General features: G+C 44.5%; 12 protein-coding genes. 8 read left to right on the top strand and 4 right to left on the bottom strand.

The window, feature by feature from the left end; translation table 11 throughout:
* The first annotated feature begins 53 nt into the window (after positions 1 to 53).
* The 4 genes from ABD960_RS10190 to ABD960_RS10175 all read left to right on the top strand — a co-directional run bounded on the left by ABD960_RS10190 (position 54) and on the right by ABD960_RS10175 (position 5636).
* A complete protein-coding gene (locus ABD960_RS10190) occupies positions 54 to 2132 on the top strand; it encodes a CehA/McbA family metallohydrolase domain-containing protein (RefSeq protein ID WP_345331047.1) in 2079 nt (692 codons plus the stop codon).
* Between the two features lie 100 nt (positions 2133 to 2232).
* Positions 2233 to 3141 carry a metallophosphoesterase family protein gene (locus tag ABD960_RS10185; RefSeq protein WP_345331046.1) on the top strand — a complete coding sequence of 303 codons (909 nt, stop codon included), beginning with the start codon at positions 2233 to 2235 and terminating at the stop codon, positions 3139 to 3141.
* 214 nt (positions 3142 to 3355) lie between these two features.
* The gene (locus ABD960_RS10180) at positions 3356 to 5113 is read left to right on the top strand and encodes a M14 family zinc carboxypeptidase (RefSeq protein WP_345331045.1); all 1758 of its coding nucleotides are present in this window, start codon (positions 3356 to 3358) and stop codon (positions 5111 to 5113) included.
* A 163-nt stretch (positions 5114 to 5276) separates the two neighbouring features.
* The gene (locus ABD960_RS10175; RefSeq protein ID WP_345331044.1) at positions 5277 to 5636 is read left to right on the top strand and encodes an RNA recognition motif domain-containing protein; all 360 of its coding nucleotides are present in this window, start codon (positions 5277 to 5279) and stop codon (positions 5634 to 5636) included.
* On the opposite strand, the gene ABD960_RS10170 is transcribed toward ABD960_RS10175, so the two are convergent.
* The 4 genes from ABD960_RS10170 to ABD960_RS10155 are packed head-to-tail and all read right to left on the bottom strand — an operon-like array spanning position 5637 to position 9917.
* Positions 5637 to 7490, bottom strand: a complete 1854-nt coding sequence (locus ABD960_RS10170; protein ID WP_345331043.1) for a heme ABC transporter ATP-binding protein — start codon at positions 7488 to 7490, stop codon at positions 5637 to 5639. It abuts the gene before it with no gap.
* A 4-nt stretch (positions 7491 to 7494) separates the two neighbouring features.
* On the bottom strand, positions 7495 to 8532 hold the full coding sequence (locus ABD960_RS10165) for a FecCD family ABC transporter permease (RefSeq protein ID WP_345331042.1): 1038 nt from the start codon (positions 8530 to 8532) through the stop codon (positions 7495 to 7497).
* On the bottom strand, positions 8532 to 9359 hold the full coding sequence (locus ABD960_RS10160) for a heme/hemin ABC transporter substrate-binding protein (RefSeq protein ID WP_345331041.1): 828 nt from the start codon (positions 9357 to 9359) through the stop codon (positions 8532 to 8534). The genes ABD960_RS10165 and ABD960_RS10160 overlap by 1 nt, the downstream gene beginning before the upstream one ends.
* A gap of 6 nt (positions 9360 to 9365) precedes the next feature.
* Positions 9366 to 9917, bottom strand: a complete 552-nt coding sequence (locus ABD960_RS10155) for an HmuY family protein (protein WP_345331040.1) — start codon at positions 9915 to 9917, stop codon at positions 9366 to 9368.
* 334 nt (positions 9918 to 10251) lie between these two features.
* Here ABD960_RS10155 and ABD960_RS10150 point away from each other — a divergent pair, with 334 nt between their 5' ends.
* From ABD960_RS10150 to ABD960_RS10135, 4 genes are read left to right on the top strand one after another with little or no spacing between them, the layout of a single operon-like run.
* The gene (locus ABD960_RS10150) at positions 10252 to 12603 is read left to right on the top strand and encodes a TonB-dependent receptor (RefSeq protein WP_345331039.1); all 2352 of its coding nucleotides are present in this window, start codon (positions 10252 to 10254) and stop codon (positions 12601 to 12603) included.
* A gap of 9 nt (positions 12604 to 12612) precedes the next feature.
* Positions 12613 to 13287 carry an HmuY family protein gene (locus ABD960_RS10145; RefSeq protein WP_345331038.1) on the top strand — a complete coding sequence of 225 codons (675 nt, stop codon included), beginning with the start codon at positions 12613 to 12615 and terminating at the stop codon, positions 13285 to 13287.
* 31 nt (positions 13288 to 13318) lie between these two features.
* Entirely contained in the window at positions 13319 to 14077 is a 759-nt protein-coding gene (locus ABD960_RS10140) for an HmuY family protein (protein ID WP_345331037.1), read from the top strand.
* A gap of 19 nt (positions 14078 to 14096) precedes the next feature.
* On the top strand, positions 14097 to 15050 hold the full coding sequence (locus ABD960_RS10135) for a hypothetical protein (RefSeq protein ID WP_345331036.1): 954 nt from the start codon (positions 14097 to 14099) through the stop codon (positions 15048 to 15050).
* Positions 15051 to 15097 lie beyond the last annotated feature (47 nt).

Genomic DNA, 15097 nt, shown 5'->3' with positions numbered 1-15097 from the left:
TTAGTTTGGGTTTGCACAGAAAATTATATCTTGCCCCCACCAATTGAATAACTATGCGAAAAGCACTATTACTTGTGTTATGGCTATGCCCTGCGCTGCTTAATGCCCAAACCCCTGTAAATTTTAAAGGATTTAGTAAAACCGGCCCGGTTAAGGCTACCGTTAAAAATGATGTATTAACGCTTAACTGGCCGGCCGGCAATAATCGAAAAGGGGTATTGCTACTTGATTTAAAAGCGGGTTCACCGTTATTTAAAAGTATGCAGATTGCCCAGGGCAATACTTACAAAGAAGTAAGCAGTAATCTTGATCCGGCATTTGTACTTACCGTTGGTAAGCGCGACCTGATATCGCAAAATGGCTGGAATATATTTTTTGATAAGGTGCCCCAAAAGCCGCATCAATCATACGCCGTTAAATTTGAAAAGGGTAGCACCAGTGTTAGCACCGCCGGATCACGAACTGTGGTGAGGGTTGGCAAGGTAAGCGCCTCATCCTTCAACGGAGCAATTGAAATTACGCTATATAATGGCTCGCCGCTGGTAAATATAGCGGCTGTTATGTCTACTCCGGTCGACTCAACCGCTATTGTATATGATGCCGGGTTAGTAAGCCAATCACCTGCTTGGAAAAATATTTCGTGGTCATCAACCGATAATAAACTGCAGACAGCAGCCGTCAATGCAGGTGATGCAAGCCAAAATCTGGCTGTTAAATACCGTACAATTATTGCAGAAGGCAAGGCTGGCAATATGGCTGTTTTCCCGGCACCGCATCAATACTTTTATCCGTTGGATGAAGCTTTTAACTTGAAATTTGTGTGGCACGGTAGTAACTACCGTAACCTATTGCCAGGCTATGGTATAGGCATACGGCAGGAGTTGGAGGGCGATAAGCGCTTTGTGCCCTGGTTTAACGCACCGCCTAACACGCAGCAGCGGTTAAACTTTTTTATTTTGCTGAGTGCGGGATCACCTGCTGCTACATTGGCGGAGGTCAAAAAGTTTACGCACAATGATGTTTATCCTAAAGTAGCGGGGTATAAAACCTTGTCGAGCCATTTTCATAATGAATTTGTTATGAACGTTGTGCGAAAAGGCAAGCCGGTGCCAGATAGCCCGAATTTTGTTAAGGTGTTTAAAAATACAGGTATCGATATTATTCACCTCGCCGAATTCCATTATACAGCACATCCTAAAGGGCCAGACAGTCTGCGTTTGCCCGAGTTAAAGGCACTGCATGATATATGTGCTCGTTTTTCAAACGATAAATTTTTATTACTACCCGGCGAAGAGCCGAACGAATTTTTAGGCGGGCATTGGCTGTCGTTTTTCCCCAAACCCGTTTACTGGGTAATGTCGCGCAAAGCGGATCAGCCTTTTGTGAGCGAAGTACCGGGCTACGGCAAGGTTTACCATATAGGCAATAAAGAAGACATGCTGAAGCTGATGGAAGCAGAAAATGGACTGATGTGGACGGCTCACCCACGTACCAAAGGTTCAACCGGCTACCCGGATAAGTATAAAGATGAAAAGTTTTTCCTGTCCGACCATTTTATGGGTGGTGCCTGGAAGCATATTCCGGCCGATCTGTCAAAGCCACGCTTTGGCGACCGGGTGTTTGACTTACTGGATGACATGAATAACTGGGGACTAAAGAAACACATTATAGCCGAAGCCGACCTGTTTACCGTTGAGCCTGAAAATGAAATGTACGCCCACCTCAATGTGAACTACCTGAAGATGGATAAACTGCCTGACTATAAACAAGGCTGGCAACCGGTTTTGGACGTGATTAAGCAAGGTGAATTTTTTACCTCTACAGGTGAAATTATGCTGCCTAAATTCAGCGTTAACGGTGCTCCATCCGGCGGAACGTTAAAGTTGCCCGCAAACGGAAGGGTAACGGTGAACGCACAAATAAACTGGACTTTCCCGCTCAGTTTTGCAGAGATAATTTCGGGCGATGGCAGCAAAGTTTATCGTCATCGTATAGAGTTGAACAGCACACAGGCTTTCGGCAATAAAAAGTTCAGTTGGCCGGTTGATCTGAAAGGCCGCAAGTGGATGAGGCTTGAGGTTTGGGATGCTGCCGTTAACGGCGCTTTTACGCAGACTGTTTATTTGCAATAATACTACGCAACAAGCGAATTTAACCATTTTATAATACACTTTATTCATCTAATAGCATATGCGGTGATAGCTTTGCCGCATAGCTATACTTGAAGTCAAGATGCAAAGAAGATCTGTATTAAAAACCCTTGGCGCTGCATTGTTAACGCCATCAATAACGTTGGCATCACCAAATCCGGTGCGCAAGCGGGTTTTGCGTGTCGCCCATTTAACTGATGTTCATCTAAAAAACGAACTGGGCGCACCTGCAAAGTTTGCTAAATGCCTGCACCATGTACAGCAGCAAACGCCTAAGGTGGATATGATATTGAATGGCGGCGACATTGTTTTTGATATGAATAAGGAAAACCTGGATACCATTAACGCGCAGTGGAAGCTGTACAAGGATATTCTGAAAAGTGATTGCAGCCTGCCGGTAACTTATTGCCTTGGCAACCATGATATATGGTGGGCCGAAGATACTAAGGGCCAGGCGGTTTACGGCAAACAATACGCGCTTGACCAATTACAACTCAGCAACCCATATTACAGCATGATGAAGAATGGCTGGAAATTGATCATGCTGGACAGTGTGAACCTGGATATTGACGGCACCTGGTATATCGGTAAGCTGGGAGATGCGCAGTTTAGCTGGTTAGAGCAGGAACTTAAAAATACGGACAGTAAAACACCTGTGCTTATCATGTCGCATATACCCATATTAACCGCAACTAACCTGATTGAGGATAATATTGTAAACCGCTGGCAAATGTATGGTGGCGATATGCATACCGATGTATTAAAAATCATCAAGCTTTTTTACCGGCACCCTAATGTAAAGTTATGCCTTAGCGGCCACATACATCTGCGCGAGCGCCTGGAATATAATAACGTAACTTATATATGCGATGGCGCCGTAAGTGGTGCCTGGTGGAACGGTAACCGCCGCGAAACCGCGCCGGGCTACGGTTTGATAGATTTGTTTGATGATGGCACTTTTGAAGAGCGGTATGTAAACTACTTATCTTGATCGGATTTTTGGAATCTATGAATTTACAAAATGCTTGTCAGTCGATAAAAATGGCTGTTATCTTGAGCTTGTCGATGGGTGTGTGCGAGCAGGAATAGTTTGTTATTGCTTCGACCGGCTCTGCATCACAGTTATACAAATTAAAAGAATAAAATCCTGTCCATCGTTAATTCCCAAAAATCATGGTCAGGAATATAAGTGTAACTTTGCGGCCATGCACCGTAAAATATCGTCACATATAAAAATCTTATACATTACAATTGGGTTAGCTGTTATTTCCATATTTACCGCTTCTGCCCAGCTTACACCGTTTGAAAAAAGCAGCGATAAAAATTACACCGCCACCTACGCCGAAGTAACGGCCTATTACCAGGCTTTGGCAAAGCAACACCCCAGGCAAATGCACTTGTTTAATTATGGAAGTACCGATGTTGGCAAACCACTCACCTTAGTCGTACTTTCAAAAAGCGGGGTGTTTGATCCCGTCGTATTAAAAAAGCAAAATAAGCGGGTGCTGCTTATCAACAATGGTATACACCCGGGCGAACCTGAGGGTATTGATGCCAGCATGATGCTTACGCGAGATTTGCTGAAAGATAAAAAACTACCCAATGATGTAGTCTTGTGCTTTATCGCGCTGTATAATATTGATGGCGGCCTGAACAGGGGAGTATCGCGTATCAGTCAGAATGGGCCTGTCGCATACGGCTTCAGGGGTAATTATCGTAACCTTGATTTAAACCGGGATTTCATAAAAGCCGACAGCCGTAACGCGTTGGCGTTTATGCAGATATTTAATACCTGGCAGCCGGAAGTATTGCTTGATAACCACGCAAGTAATGGTGCTGACTACCAGTATGTAATGACGCTTATTGAAACGCAGAAAGATAAACAAAATCCTATTTTGGCCGATTATACATCCAAAACACTATCACCTGAATTGTATAAGCGCATGGCGGCAGGTGGTTACGAGATGACGCCTTACGTGGAAAGCATGAAGGAAAAGCCCGACTCGGGCATTGTAGCTTTTTTAGAAACGCCGCGATTTTCTACCGGGTACGGCGCGCAGCATAACGTGATCAGTTACATGACGGAGACACATATGCTTAAGCCTTATAACAAAAAGGTATATGCAACCTACACGTTTATGCAAAGCCTGATTAACATATGCCAGCGTGATGCTAAAAAAATAGGTGAATTGAAAAGACAGGCAGATGCTGCTGTTGCCAAACAACAAACTTACGCGCTCAACTGGGGGCTCGATGCCGATAAGTTTGATATGATAACCTTTAAAGGGTTTGAGGCCGGGCACAAACCAAGCGATATCAGCGGTTTGCAAAGATTATACTACGATAGGAATAAGCCCTTTACCAAACAAATAAAATATTATAATACGTACAAAGCCACAATTACGGTAAACAAACCGATAGCGTACATTATTCCGCAGGCGTGGGGGAGAATAATTGATTTGTTCAGGTTAAATAAGGTGGCGATGAAGCAGTTGCAGCAGGACACTACGTTAACTGTACAAACCTATTATATAGCTGACTATAAAACACGCTCTAAACCTTATGAGGGACATTATTTGCATTATGACGTATCGCTCAAAACGGTTGATAACAATAAAGTGAAATTCTACAAAGGAGACTATCTGGTGTATACCGATCAGCCTGTTAACCGATATATAGTAGAAACGCTGGAGCCGCAGGGCGTTGACTCCTTCTTTGCCTGGGGATTTTTTGACTCGATACTGGGGCAAAAAGAACACTATTCCGATTATGTATTTGAGGATATCGCAACTCAATATCTCAAAACTCATCCCGATCTGCAAAAAAAACTGGACTCGGCAAAGGCCGCAGATACTAAATTAGCGAAAAGCGGCTCTGCGCAACTGGAATTTATTTATCAAAATTCACCATTTTTCGAACAAACCTATTTAAGATACCCTGTCGGGCGTTTGTTAACACGTTAACTCAACATGTCGCTTAAGATTATGTCAGCGCTGTATAATATTCGCTTCAAATAGTGTATAATTTACACTGCGTGATTTATTTTTGTTTTGGATTGAATAAATAACGTAGCTAAAAAATTTAATGGCATACTTTTCGTTGTAAACTTTATTCAACACAGTGAACATGACGAAACTTTTTATCGTGGGTATTCCCCGCGACATGGACGAGGCCGAACTGGCTGAGATATGCCATCAATATGGCCACGTGGCATCAGTGAAAATAATTACCGATATAGATAGTGGCCAAAGCAAAGGCTATGGTTTTATTAATATGGTTGATGAACTGAGCGCTGCCGCTTTAATAAAAGCGCTTGACGGAGGTACCATTGATGACCGCACCATCAGCGTTCGCCCCGCCGATAGGCAGCAACCAGCTCAACAGCAGCAACAGCCGCAGGTAAGGCGTAAGCCCGTGCGCCCGGAAGGTTACTCAATTGCTGCAGTATCCGAACGCAGGGGCAAACGCCCGAGAAAAGCATCCTGATCAGTTAACAGGTTCGTTAACGGTTTCAAGGCCGTTAACCACTTCGCGCCACTCGGTTAATTCGGGCACGCCTGGTTTTCGCTTACCGAACATTTGCAATATCATTTCGCCTTGCTCGTCATATAATTCAATCGAATTTACATCGCCATCGGTTGATGGTTTTATAACATGCCATGTTTCTGCAATAGCATCCATGCGCAGGTGCAGGTTAAATTCCGGGTCCAAAACATTGTACCATGGCCCCATTTCTACCAGTTTGTCAATATTGCCGGTATGTATTTGTATGCAAGCATGATTAGGTACAAAAATCATAACCGGAACGTTGTTCCCGGCGCATAATTCACACGCTTTTTTAAAATTCTCAGCGTTTAATTTTTTAGCAAACCCTTCCGGTGCCAAACGCAGTGCCTGTGTGCGCGAAACATTGAATCTTCTCAACAGTCCAAAAAACTCATGGCTATCGCCCATGCCTTTCCATGCGGTCTTGAAATCATCAACCTGAACGGCTTCGTCAGGCATTTCAGCGGCGCGCTTATTTTCCTTAGGTAAAACGCTGATCGTTTGAACCGAGCTTTCCGTAAAGTCATTCAACAGGTTTTGGTAAGTCTCTTCATTGCTTTTATCTGTCAGGTATATCTTATGCAAAGCAGTGCCGGTCTTGTCAAAAAATTGCAGGCTTCTTCTATCGTTCTCGTTAACGGCAAAACCAAACTGCCAGTGCTGCATAAACAGCCGCAGATCAATATCCTCCCCTAAAACCAAACCCGCGTGTGGTGTAAATGATATTCTCTCATAAACACCTTTACGTTCGCTCACACAGTATTCATTACGGGTAAGCGCCATTACATAACCCAGTTCAGGTATGCGATTAAGCAGATTCTCAAAATCTTTTTTTAGGGGGATGGCTGTTTCACCTATGCCGGTGGCTACCAGTTCTGCTTCGCTTACATTTAACTCGTTCGCAATTTCACGAATGCGTTTTTTAGGGTTAGCCGCTTTGTATTCAGTGTACCTTTGTTTCAGGTTGTTTTGTGTTGTTTCCATATCCGAAGGGTTTAATGTTTGTTTATAGTTAAAAGCCACTTCACGCGGCATAATCATTTGTTTTAATGTTGATGGATTGATTACGATATCCGTTTCTATCTCAAAAATTTCATATACAGATTTTGGCTGTAGTATTTCCTGTGGGCTACCGTCATACCATTTGCGGCCATTCTTAAGCATCATTACGCGGTCGGCATAGTGCGATGCCAGGTTCATATCATGCAATACGCATATCACCATGTGGCCTCGGCGAGCCATCGCCTTTAAAATGGCCAGTGTTTGCTGCTGATAAAGTATATCCATACCGGTAACCGGTTCGTCCATTAACAACAGTGAGTTTTTTTGCTGCCATAGCTGGGTCAGCGCACGGGCCAGCTGAACACGCTGCTGTTCGCCGCCGGATAGGGTGAGGTACGATCGGTCGGCAATATGGGTAATACCTGTCGCGCTCATTACTTCATTTACTATTTGTGAATCGTTGGCCCCGGGCAAATTTTTGAAATAGGGATAACGGCCCATCATTACCAATTCGGCTACCGTAAATGGCAGGCTAACATTATTTTGCTGATTAAGTACGGCGCGGTTCATGGCAAGCTCGGCCGTAGTATATGCTTCAAGCGGTTTGCCATTGAACACAACAAGCCCTTTCTCAGCTTTGTGCGTACCGGCAATTATTTTAAGCAGTGTGGACTTACCGGCGCCATTCGCTCCGAGCAACGCTACCATTTCACCCGGACGAATACTGAACGATACATCACTTACAAGGGTGCGGTGCCCTGCTTTGTATGATATGTTGTTTACCGTAATCATGCTGTTAAATAATCAGTTTTCGTTTATCGCGTATCAATATGTATAAGAATACCGGGGCGCCTATCAGGGCTGTTATTACGCCAATGGGTAGTTCAATAGGGGCGATGATGGTGCGCGCTATCAGATCGGCAAGGGTAAGCATCAACGCACCTGATAAAGCTGATGCAGGCAATACATGCGTATTGTCCACCCCGACCACCAGCCGTACAATGTGCGGTACAAGCAATCCAACAAAACTAATGATGCCGGTTAATGATACCGCCGCCCCAACAGCCATTGTTGATAGTAGTATAACGCGCTTCTTTACCTTGTCAACATCAATACCTAAGTAACCGGCTTGCGCCTCACCAAGCGAAAAGGCATTCAAAGCCTTGCCCGAGAAGGGCAGCAGAATAGCAGGTATCAGCACAAAAGGTACCAGTGTAATTATAGTTTGCCAGGTTGCTCCACCCAAACTACCCAGCAGCCAGAAGGTAATATTACGCAACTGCTGCTCGGTAGCAAGGTATGTGATAAGGCCGGTTAAAGCCCCCGCCAGGGCGTTTATGGCAATGCCCGCCAACAACATGGTGGTGATGTTAGGCCGCCCTTCGTGTTTGGACAGGTTGTAAATTATAAGTGCTGTAACACCGGCACCGGCAAATGCGCCGAATGCCAGCAGATAGTAGCCAAGCAAATTGCTCAAACCGGCAAACAATATTCCTTCAAGCCCAATAACGGCCACAGCGGCTAATGATGCGCCGGCGGAAACACCGATGAGCCCAGGCTCAGCAAGCGGGTTGCGGAAGATGCCCTGTATTGATGCGCCCGATATGCCCAGCGCAGCGCCTGCTAATAAGCCTAGCAACAATCGCGGTAAACGCACAATGGTTATAATAGCTTCATGTTGCGGGTCAGTGGCGCTCTTTGAGCCGATAATTTTGTTTATTAATATTCCGGCTACCTCTGCGGGAGGAATACTTACCGCGCCTAAGCCAACAGATAATATCCCGGCTATTATGATGCCTGCTATCACTAATGTATAAAACAGCTTTTTATTCATCAGAGCTTTTTATGTAGTTGGATGACAGCCTGATCAAGCCTGGTACTAAAACCTACCAATAAGTTTGAATCCATTTGTACAATGCGTTTACTTTTACCCGCATTGGTTTGCAACATGCCTGGTATCTTTAAAATACTTTCAGTTCCGCCAAGGCTGCTAAAGCCGAAGTCAAACATGAGTATCATATCCGGATTGGCCTCTACCAGCGCCTCGGTTGTAAATGGTTTAAAATCGTCAAAGCCGGTTACCGCATTTTGCCCGCCTGCCAGGTTTATCATGGCATCAATACTCGTTTTTTTACCGGCAACCATCATTACACCCGTACCCCGGGCATAAATAAATAATACCTTGGTTTTTTTGGGATGCTGTTTTACAAAGCTTATTGCCTTATTTACTTTGGCTTGCAGCAATTTAATAAGCGCGCTGCCTTTTGCCGGTACCTGCAATGCCGCTGCAACATCCTTAATGAGTTGGTAAGTACCAGCGGGCGAATAAACTTGTTTAATTTGAATCACCTTGATGCCCGCGGCGGTTAATTGATATTCAATCTCTTTGTTTATGCCTCCTTCAGCTGCAAGCACAATATCCGGGTTAAAGGATAACAACCCCTCAGCCGAAACCGAACGGTTTTTGCTCGCCTTCGGGAGTTTTGTTACGTAAGCAGGGTAGGTGCTGGTAACGTCAACAGCAACCAGGTTTTTACCAAGCCCAAGCGCGTCAACCGTTTCGGTAAGGGTATTGTTAAGCGTGATAATGCGTTTTGGCGGCGCTGACATTGCGGTTTGCAATGTTGCCAGCAAAATAAGTATAACGATATGTTTTTTCATGCTTAATTAGTTGGCTTTGCTGATGAAGGCGTATCTGAAGGTGTAGTATCCGGCCTCTCCATCACCGTTTTTATAATAATTGAGAATCTCCAGCTTTGCATATTTGCCTGAAGCAGTTTTTACTATGATGATATGACCAGGTGCCGGGTTAACCGTATGATTGGTCATATCATATAAATACCAGCCCTGGCCACTGCCCGGCGGCACTGCCTTGGCCTGTACCGAATCTTCATTATAGCCATCTGCAGGGGCAACGGTCACATTATCAAATGAAACTTTTTTTAATAGTTGGGCGGTTGTTGTGCCTTTGCCGCTGCTGCCGCTATTAACTGAAAAGGCTGTACGTTGCAGCGCGATATCCCATTTAGCCGTCGCGGTATCAGTTCCGCTTATCGTTTTACCTTCATCAATACTGAAATAAACCTTTGATTGAGCAGGCAGATCTTTTACAACCTTTATATCATTATTAGGCTGCGCTTTTATTTTGGAGTAGGGTATAAGTAATAAACCTAATGTTAAACCAAGGCTCAGGCTTATAAATTTTGTAAAGGATTTCATGCCGCAAATGAACCGCTTATTTATAAGCATTCCAAATAAGGCGCATGCTGATTATGGAATCGGGAATGAAGAGGTCGCGCACAACCGAGCATCGCTGTATAATTTATATATATTGATAATTGTCTTATATACAGTGATATGGGATTAATCAATCGCGCTTTTTTGCCCTTGTTTGATAGCTCATTTATGTTATCAGTTGCTCATTTTACTTGAATAACAGTCCCAAAGTCATAAAAAATAATCCCGATTTCGGTAATAAACTATCAATTAAACTATACACCTTTGTCTTGTTATTATTTAGACTGATTAAAAATAATATCAGCCCCTGATTTAAATGAAAGACTTGTATTGCTTGTTATTTATGCTACTATCATCATTACATATTGCCATCTCACAAACGCCTGCAGGGTGCATAAGCGGTACTGTTACTGATGATAAAGGCAAGGCAGTTCAAGGTGTGGCTGTTACTATAATACAGACAGGGCAGGGAAGAGCAACCGGGGCACATGGCGAATTTGTTATCAATAACGTTGCTGCCGGCAACTACCATGTGAGGATAAGCGCGGTGGGGTTAAAGCCGCAGGTGGTGAAAACCAGCGTTAAGCAAGGGCAGCAAGTAATATTAGCCATCTCGGCAGAAGCAGATGTAAACGCCTTGAACGAGGTAAGCATTAACACTAAGCCGTATAACCCGGATAACCTGATCGATTTTCAGCGAACTGCAATGCCCGTAACGGTAATTACCCGTAAGCAAATTGACCAGATGGGCAGCCGCAGGCTCGATGAGGTTTTAAAAGAACAAACTGGCTTGGCCATTGTAAGCGATGTTGGCGCTGGGCCACGAGCGGTGGGTTTACAAATGCAGGGCTTTGATAGTGGTTACACCATGATCCTGATTGATGGCCAACCCATGACCGGCCGTAATTCCGGTAACTTTGACCTTTCGCGCATCACTGTTGCTAACATTGAGCGTATCGAAATTATTAAAGGCGCGTCATCGTGCCTGTTTGGCAGTGAGGCAATGGCCGGTGCAATAAACATTGTCACCCGCCAGCGTATATCGCAAAGCCAGGGTATGGCATCAGTTCGTTACGGCAGCTTTAATGTGGTTGATGCCAATCTGGAAGGTGAAGCACCATTTGCCGGTGGCCGGGGGGCGGGGTACATTGGTGCCAATTATTACCGGACCGATGGTTTCAATGCCAATCCCTATCTTACTGAAGGTAAGACAGTTTATCCATACAGCAGCTATACCATACAGGGGCGCGGCCGTTACGCTTTAAGTGAAATAAATTCCCTCAATTTTACAGGCAGGTTTGCTTCGCGCGAATCGGTGAACGACAAATCATTTAACTCCGCTACGCAGCGTGATGCCATGAGTGAGGATGACCTGAACGCATCAGCAGTGCTGAATACGAACCTGAAAAGCGGCTTGCGACTAAAAACGCAATATTACCTTACACGATATTCTACCCGCCAAAACAATACCGACCTTACATCTACCCAAACTTTAACTGCGAACAATTTTACGCAGTACCTGCACCGTGGCGAGGTGCAGGTATCAAGGTCGTGGCAAAACGCTTTTACACTTACAGGTGGTGCGGGTACACAATACGAAACAATGGACAACACGCTGTATGGTGGCAGCCGTAGCCAGCAAAACAGTTTTGCTTATACACAAGCAGATTGGCAACTAACCAATAAAACAACTATAGTTGGCGGGTTACGGCTTGAGCACCATAATCGCTATGGCAGCAGCTTAACGCCAAGCTTTGGTATCGATCATAAAATAAACCATGTTTTTACATTAAAAGCGGCTGTAGCATCGGGCTTTAAAACGCCTGATTACAGGCAGCTGTACATGGTGTTTACCAATTTTGCGGGGGGCGGTTACACCGTTTTAGGCAACGAAGTATTTTCACGGGAACTGCAACGCTTACAGCAGAACGGCGAAATATCGTCGGTGTTCCCTAATGCCGACCGTGTGGGGCAGTTAAAAGCCGAGCGCTCAGTATCCTATAGCGCAGGGTTTGCTTACACGCCCGGCAACAAGATCAGTATACAGGTTAATGGTTTTTACAATAATGTGCGCAATTTCATCAATACAGAACAGGTTGCATCTAAGTCTAACGGCCAGCAGGTGTTCTCTTACTTCAACATTGATAGGGTATTCTTAACAGGCGTTGAGGTAAATGGCAGCATAAAAGCGGCCCGTGGATTAACCATATCAGCCGGATATCAAATGCTTTACGCAAAAGACAGGGGTGTTATTGATTCAATAAAAGCTGGCACAGGCGACTTTGCAACAGTACACGTACCTGAGACAGCTACAGATAGGCGCTCCACCACTGCCGATTATTTTGGCCTTACCAATCGTTCACGCCACATGGCCAATCTGCGTTTTGTGTACGAGTATGAACCCAAGGAAGTAACCGGCACCTTACGAGTAAACTATCGAGGCAAATATGGCTTTATGGAAGCCGGAAGGCGCAACAATTTTCTAGATCCGTATGACACCTACGTGCCCGGATATTTTTTGCTGAACGCTTCGGTGCAAAAGGCTTTAACGCAAAAGCATCTGGCGCTACAGGTGATAATTGATAACATAATGAATTACCGGCACGAGCTTATGCCTGCCAATTCAGGCCGTACAATACTGCTGGGTGTTAGTTACAGGTTTTTTTAATGAAAGTGTATGAAACTAAATCGACTTATAAAGTTAAGATCAATTGTATCAGGTTTGGCGTTGGTTGTTGGGCTGAGCGCCTGCACCAAGGAGCAAGTTAAACCGGTGTTAGCCGACGGTAGAAGTACCGTTGTGGCAGACTTACCGGGCGATGTTGGCAACACCGTTGGTAGCGGTAAGCCGTTCACGCCGTTTTATTTCAGTTTTACAACAAACACTAAGGTTGATAGCAGTGAGAAAAAAACTACCAAGTGGGATATCGCTTTTGCTAAAGAGTACAACTCTTATGTATCGATAAACAATGGCACCAATCAGTCGAGCTTCGGCCTAGGCGGGCCGGGCAAGGGGGCGTTGATCGCTGTAAATCAAAGTTACGATAAGCTGACTACGGCCCCATCTGATGAGGAATTCGCCAAAAACGGAATAACCGCAGCGGGTTGGGACAGCGGCAACGGCAACGGCTGGTACTTTTACGATATTAAAACCCATATCGCCATACCTGTAAAAAACCGCACCTACGTATTGCGCACGGCTGACGGCAAATTCGCAAAGCTCGAAATGGTGAGCATGTATGAAGGCGCGCCGGCAGTGGTAACGGATATTACATGGCCGGCGCCTTACTTCACTTTCAGATATTATGTACAACAGGATGGCAGCCGCAATCTGTCAACCAAAGACCAATAATCTATTTACTTAACAAATACATATACAAAACATGATGCGATCATTATTAAAAAGTTCAGGAAGATGGTTTTTTATGCTTACGGTGATGAGTGTGCTTTTTACGGCATGTTCAAAAGATAACGATGTAGTGCCGGATGATGAAGAAACCGGAACTGAAACACCTAAACCAAACGGTACGATACCTTACTATAAAATACAACGTGTTGAGAATTTTTTAGCCCCGGTTGATGATAGCCAACCAACCACACCGCCACCGGTAGTTTTTTTTAGCTTGGAAAACAAAGAACAGGTTGCCGCGGAGTTTAAAACAACAGCCCGCTGGGATATTAGCTTTAGCAGTTTGTATAACAGCTTTATAGGTGCCAATAACGGTAAGGATGAAAAAAACATAGGTTACGGCGCTAACGGAGTTGGCGGTATACTAATAGTTGAAAAGCCGTTTGAAGAAATTACCGACGTGCCTGCAAGCGGTGACTTTTCAACATCAGCAACATACGGTACCGACAAGCTTGGCGCTTTTGGTGATGGAACGGGCTGGTACCTCTATGATTTTAATGGCACTATTCGCGGCGATGGCAGCGAGCAAAAAAAGCACGTAGCCTATGCTATGCCCGAATCGCGCACGCTGGTAGTACGTACTGCTTCAGGCGATTTTGCTAAAATCAAAATGATCAGCTGCTATAAAGATGCTTTTACGCCCGATAAGTGGTTTAAAGATACCCCGCACATGTATTTCACTTTTGAATATGTACTTGTACCTAAAGGCAGCACCAAATTCGAGATCAAGTAATCTGAACCTCATCCTTAAAATGAAACCAAAACTTATTCAATTTATATTAGTGATTATGGCTGCGGCAGGCATGGCATCATGTACCAAAACGATGGACTTACCAAGCTTGCCGCAAAATAAGATAACCTCGTATAAAGTGGTTAACCTGCCTGATACGGTGATTTATGGCGCCATCGATAACATAGAAAAAACGATAACCGTTTATGTGCCATTTTACTATAATATGGTGGTTATCGACCCGGAGATTACACTGTCAGAAGGAGCTAAGCTTAGCGAAAGAGCGTTGCCGGTATCGATAAATGCCACTAACGTAAAATATACCGTAACCGGTGCCGATGGCAATATCAATATTTACAGTTTAAAAATTGTTAACCAATCCATTTCATCGCTTACGGTTGATTGGCTTACTACAGAAGAACAGGTTGCTAATCCGGTAGGGGTATTGCCGAGCATCAAAGGCAACTTTCAAAGCAGGAATGCACAGGCGGTAGGTATTGAACTTGCCAAACGTGGTTCCGGGCAAAAGGTAAACCTTGCTATGGCTGCTGCAGGTATGCAAACTGAAGGCAATGATTACACCCTGTTTAATGTGCCCATACCGGCAACTATTGATACGGGTTACTATGATGTTACATTAGCGTTTGCCGGCCATACAGCCAAACTTGCCAAACCGGTACATATTACATTTCAGCAGCCTGATTTATTGATACCCAGCCGCGAGGTTAAGCAAGGTGGTGAGATCAGCTTTGATGCTTTTAACACGGTATTTGTGGGCCTGAAAGCTGCTTCGGTCACGGTTAACGATCAAATCTACCCGCTAACCATACTAAGTTACGACAGGCTGAAGATGACCCTTAAAACACCTGACGATCTGCCGGTAGGCGTGTATAACTATACTGCCACTTACAACTTTGAGTTTGAGGGTTGGCCAATAGTAAGTAAGGTTGGCGCATTAACAGTACTTCCAAAATAAACAAAGGTTATTCCGCTTTAGCGTACGGAGAGCGACTAACATACATC

It is taken from the genome of Mucilaginibacter defluvii, assembly GCF_039543225.1.
GTDB classification, from domain to species: Bacteria; Bacteroidota; Bacteroidia; order Sphingobacteriales; family Sphingobacteriaceae; genus Mucilaginibacter; species Mucilaginibacter defluvii.
The sequence above is the reverse complement of the archived record's forward strand: the minus strand, read 5'-3'. Positions and strand labels throughout refer to the sequence as shown.

Excerpts from the sequence above, each read along its gene's own strand:
- ABD960_RS10190 (WP_345331047.1), top strand. The coding sequence starts at position 54 with ATGCGAAAAGCACTATTACTTGTGTTATGGCTATGCCCTGCGCTGCTT.
- ABD960_RS10135 (WP_345331036.1), top strand. The coding sequence starts at position 14,097 with ATGAAACCAAAACTTATTCAATTTATATTAGTGATTATGGCTGCGGCA.
- ABD960_RS10140 (WP_345331037.1), top strand. The coding sequence starts at position 13,319 with ATGATGCGATCATTATTAAAAAGTTCAGGAAGATGGTTTTTTATGCTT.
- ABD960_RS10165 (WP_345331042.1), bottom strand. The coding sequence starts at position 8,532 with ATGAATAAAAAGCTGTTTTATACATTAGTGATAGCAGGCATCATAATA.
- ABD960_RS10185 (WP_345331046.1), top strand. The coding sequence starts at position 2,233 with ATGCAAAGAAGATCTGTATTAAAAACCCTTGGCGCTGCATTGTTAACG.
- ABD960_RS10170 (WP_345331043.1), bottom strand. The coding sequence starts at position 7,490 with ATGATTACGGTAAACAACATATCATACAAAGCAGGGCACCGCACCCTT.
- ABD960_RS10180 (WP_345331045.1), top strand. The coding sequence starts at position 3,356 with ATGCACCGTAAAATATCGTCACATATAAAAATCTTATACATTACAATT.
- ABD960_RS10175 (WP_345331044.1), top strand. The coding sequence starts at position 5,277 with ATGACGAAACTTTTTATCGTGGGTATTCCCCGCGACATGGACGAGGCC.
- ABD960_RS10155 (WP_345331040.1), bottom strand. The coding sequence starts at position 9,917 with ATGAAATCCTTTACAAAATTTATAAGCCTGAGCCTTGGTTTAACATTA.
- ABD960_RS10145 (WP_345331038.1), top strand. The coding sequence starts at position 12,613 with ATGAAACTAAATCGACTTATAAAGTTAAGATCAATTGTATCAGGTTTG.
- ABD960_RS10150 (WP_345331039.1), top strand. The coding sequence starts at position 10,252 with ATGAAAGACTTGTATTGCTTGTTATTTATGCTACTATCATCATTACAT.
- ABD960_RS10160 (WP_345331041.1), bottom strand. The coding sequence starts at position 9,359 with ATGAAAAAACATATCGTTATACTTATTTTGCTGGCAACATTGCAAACC.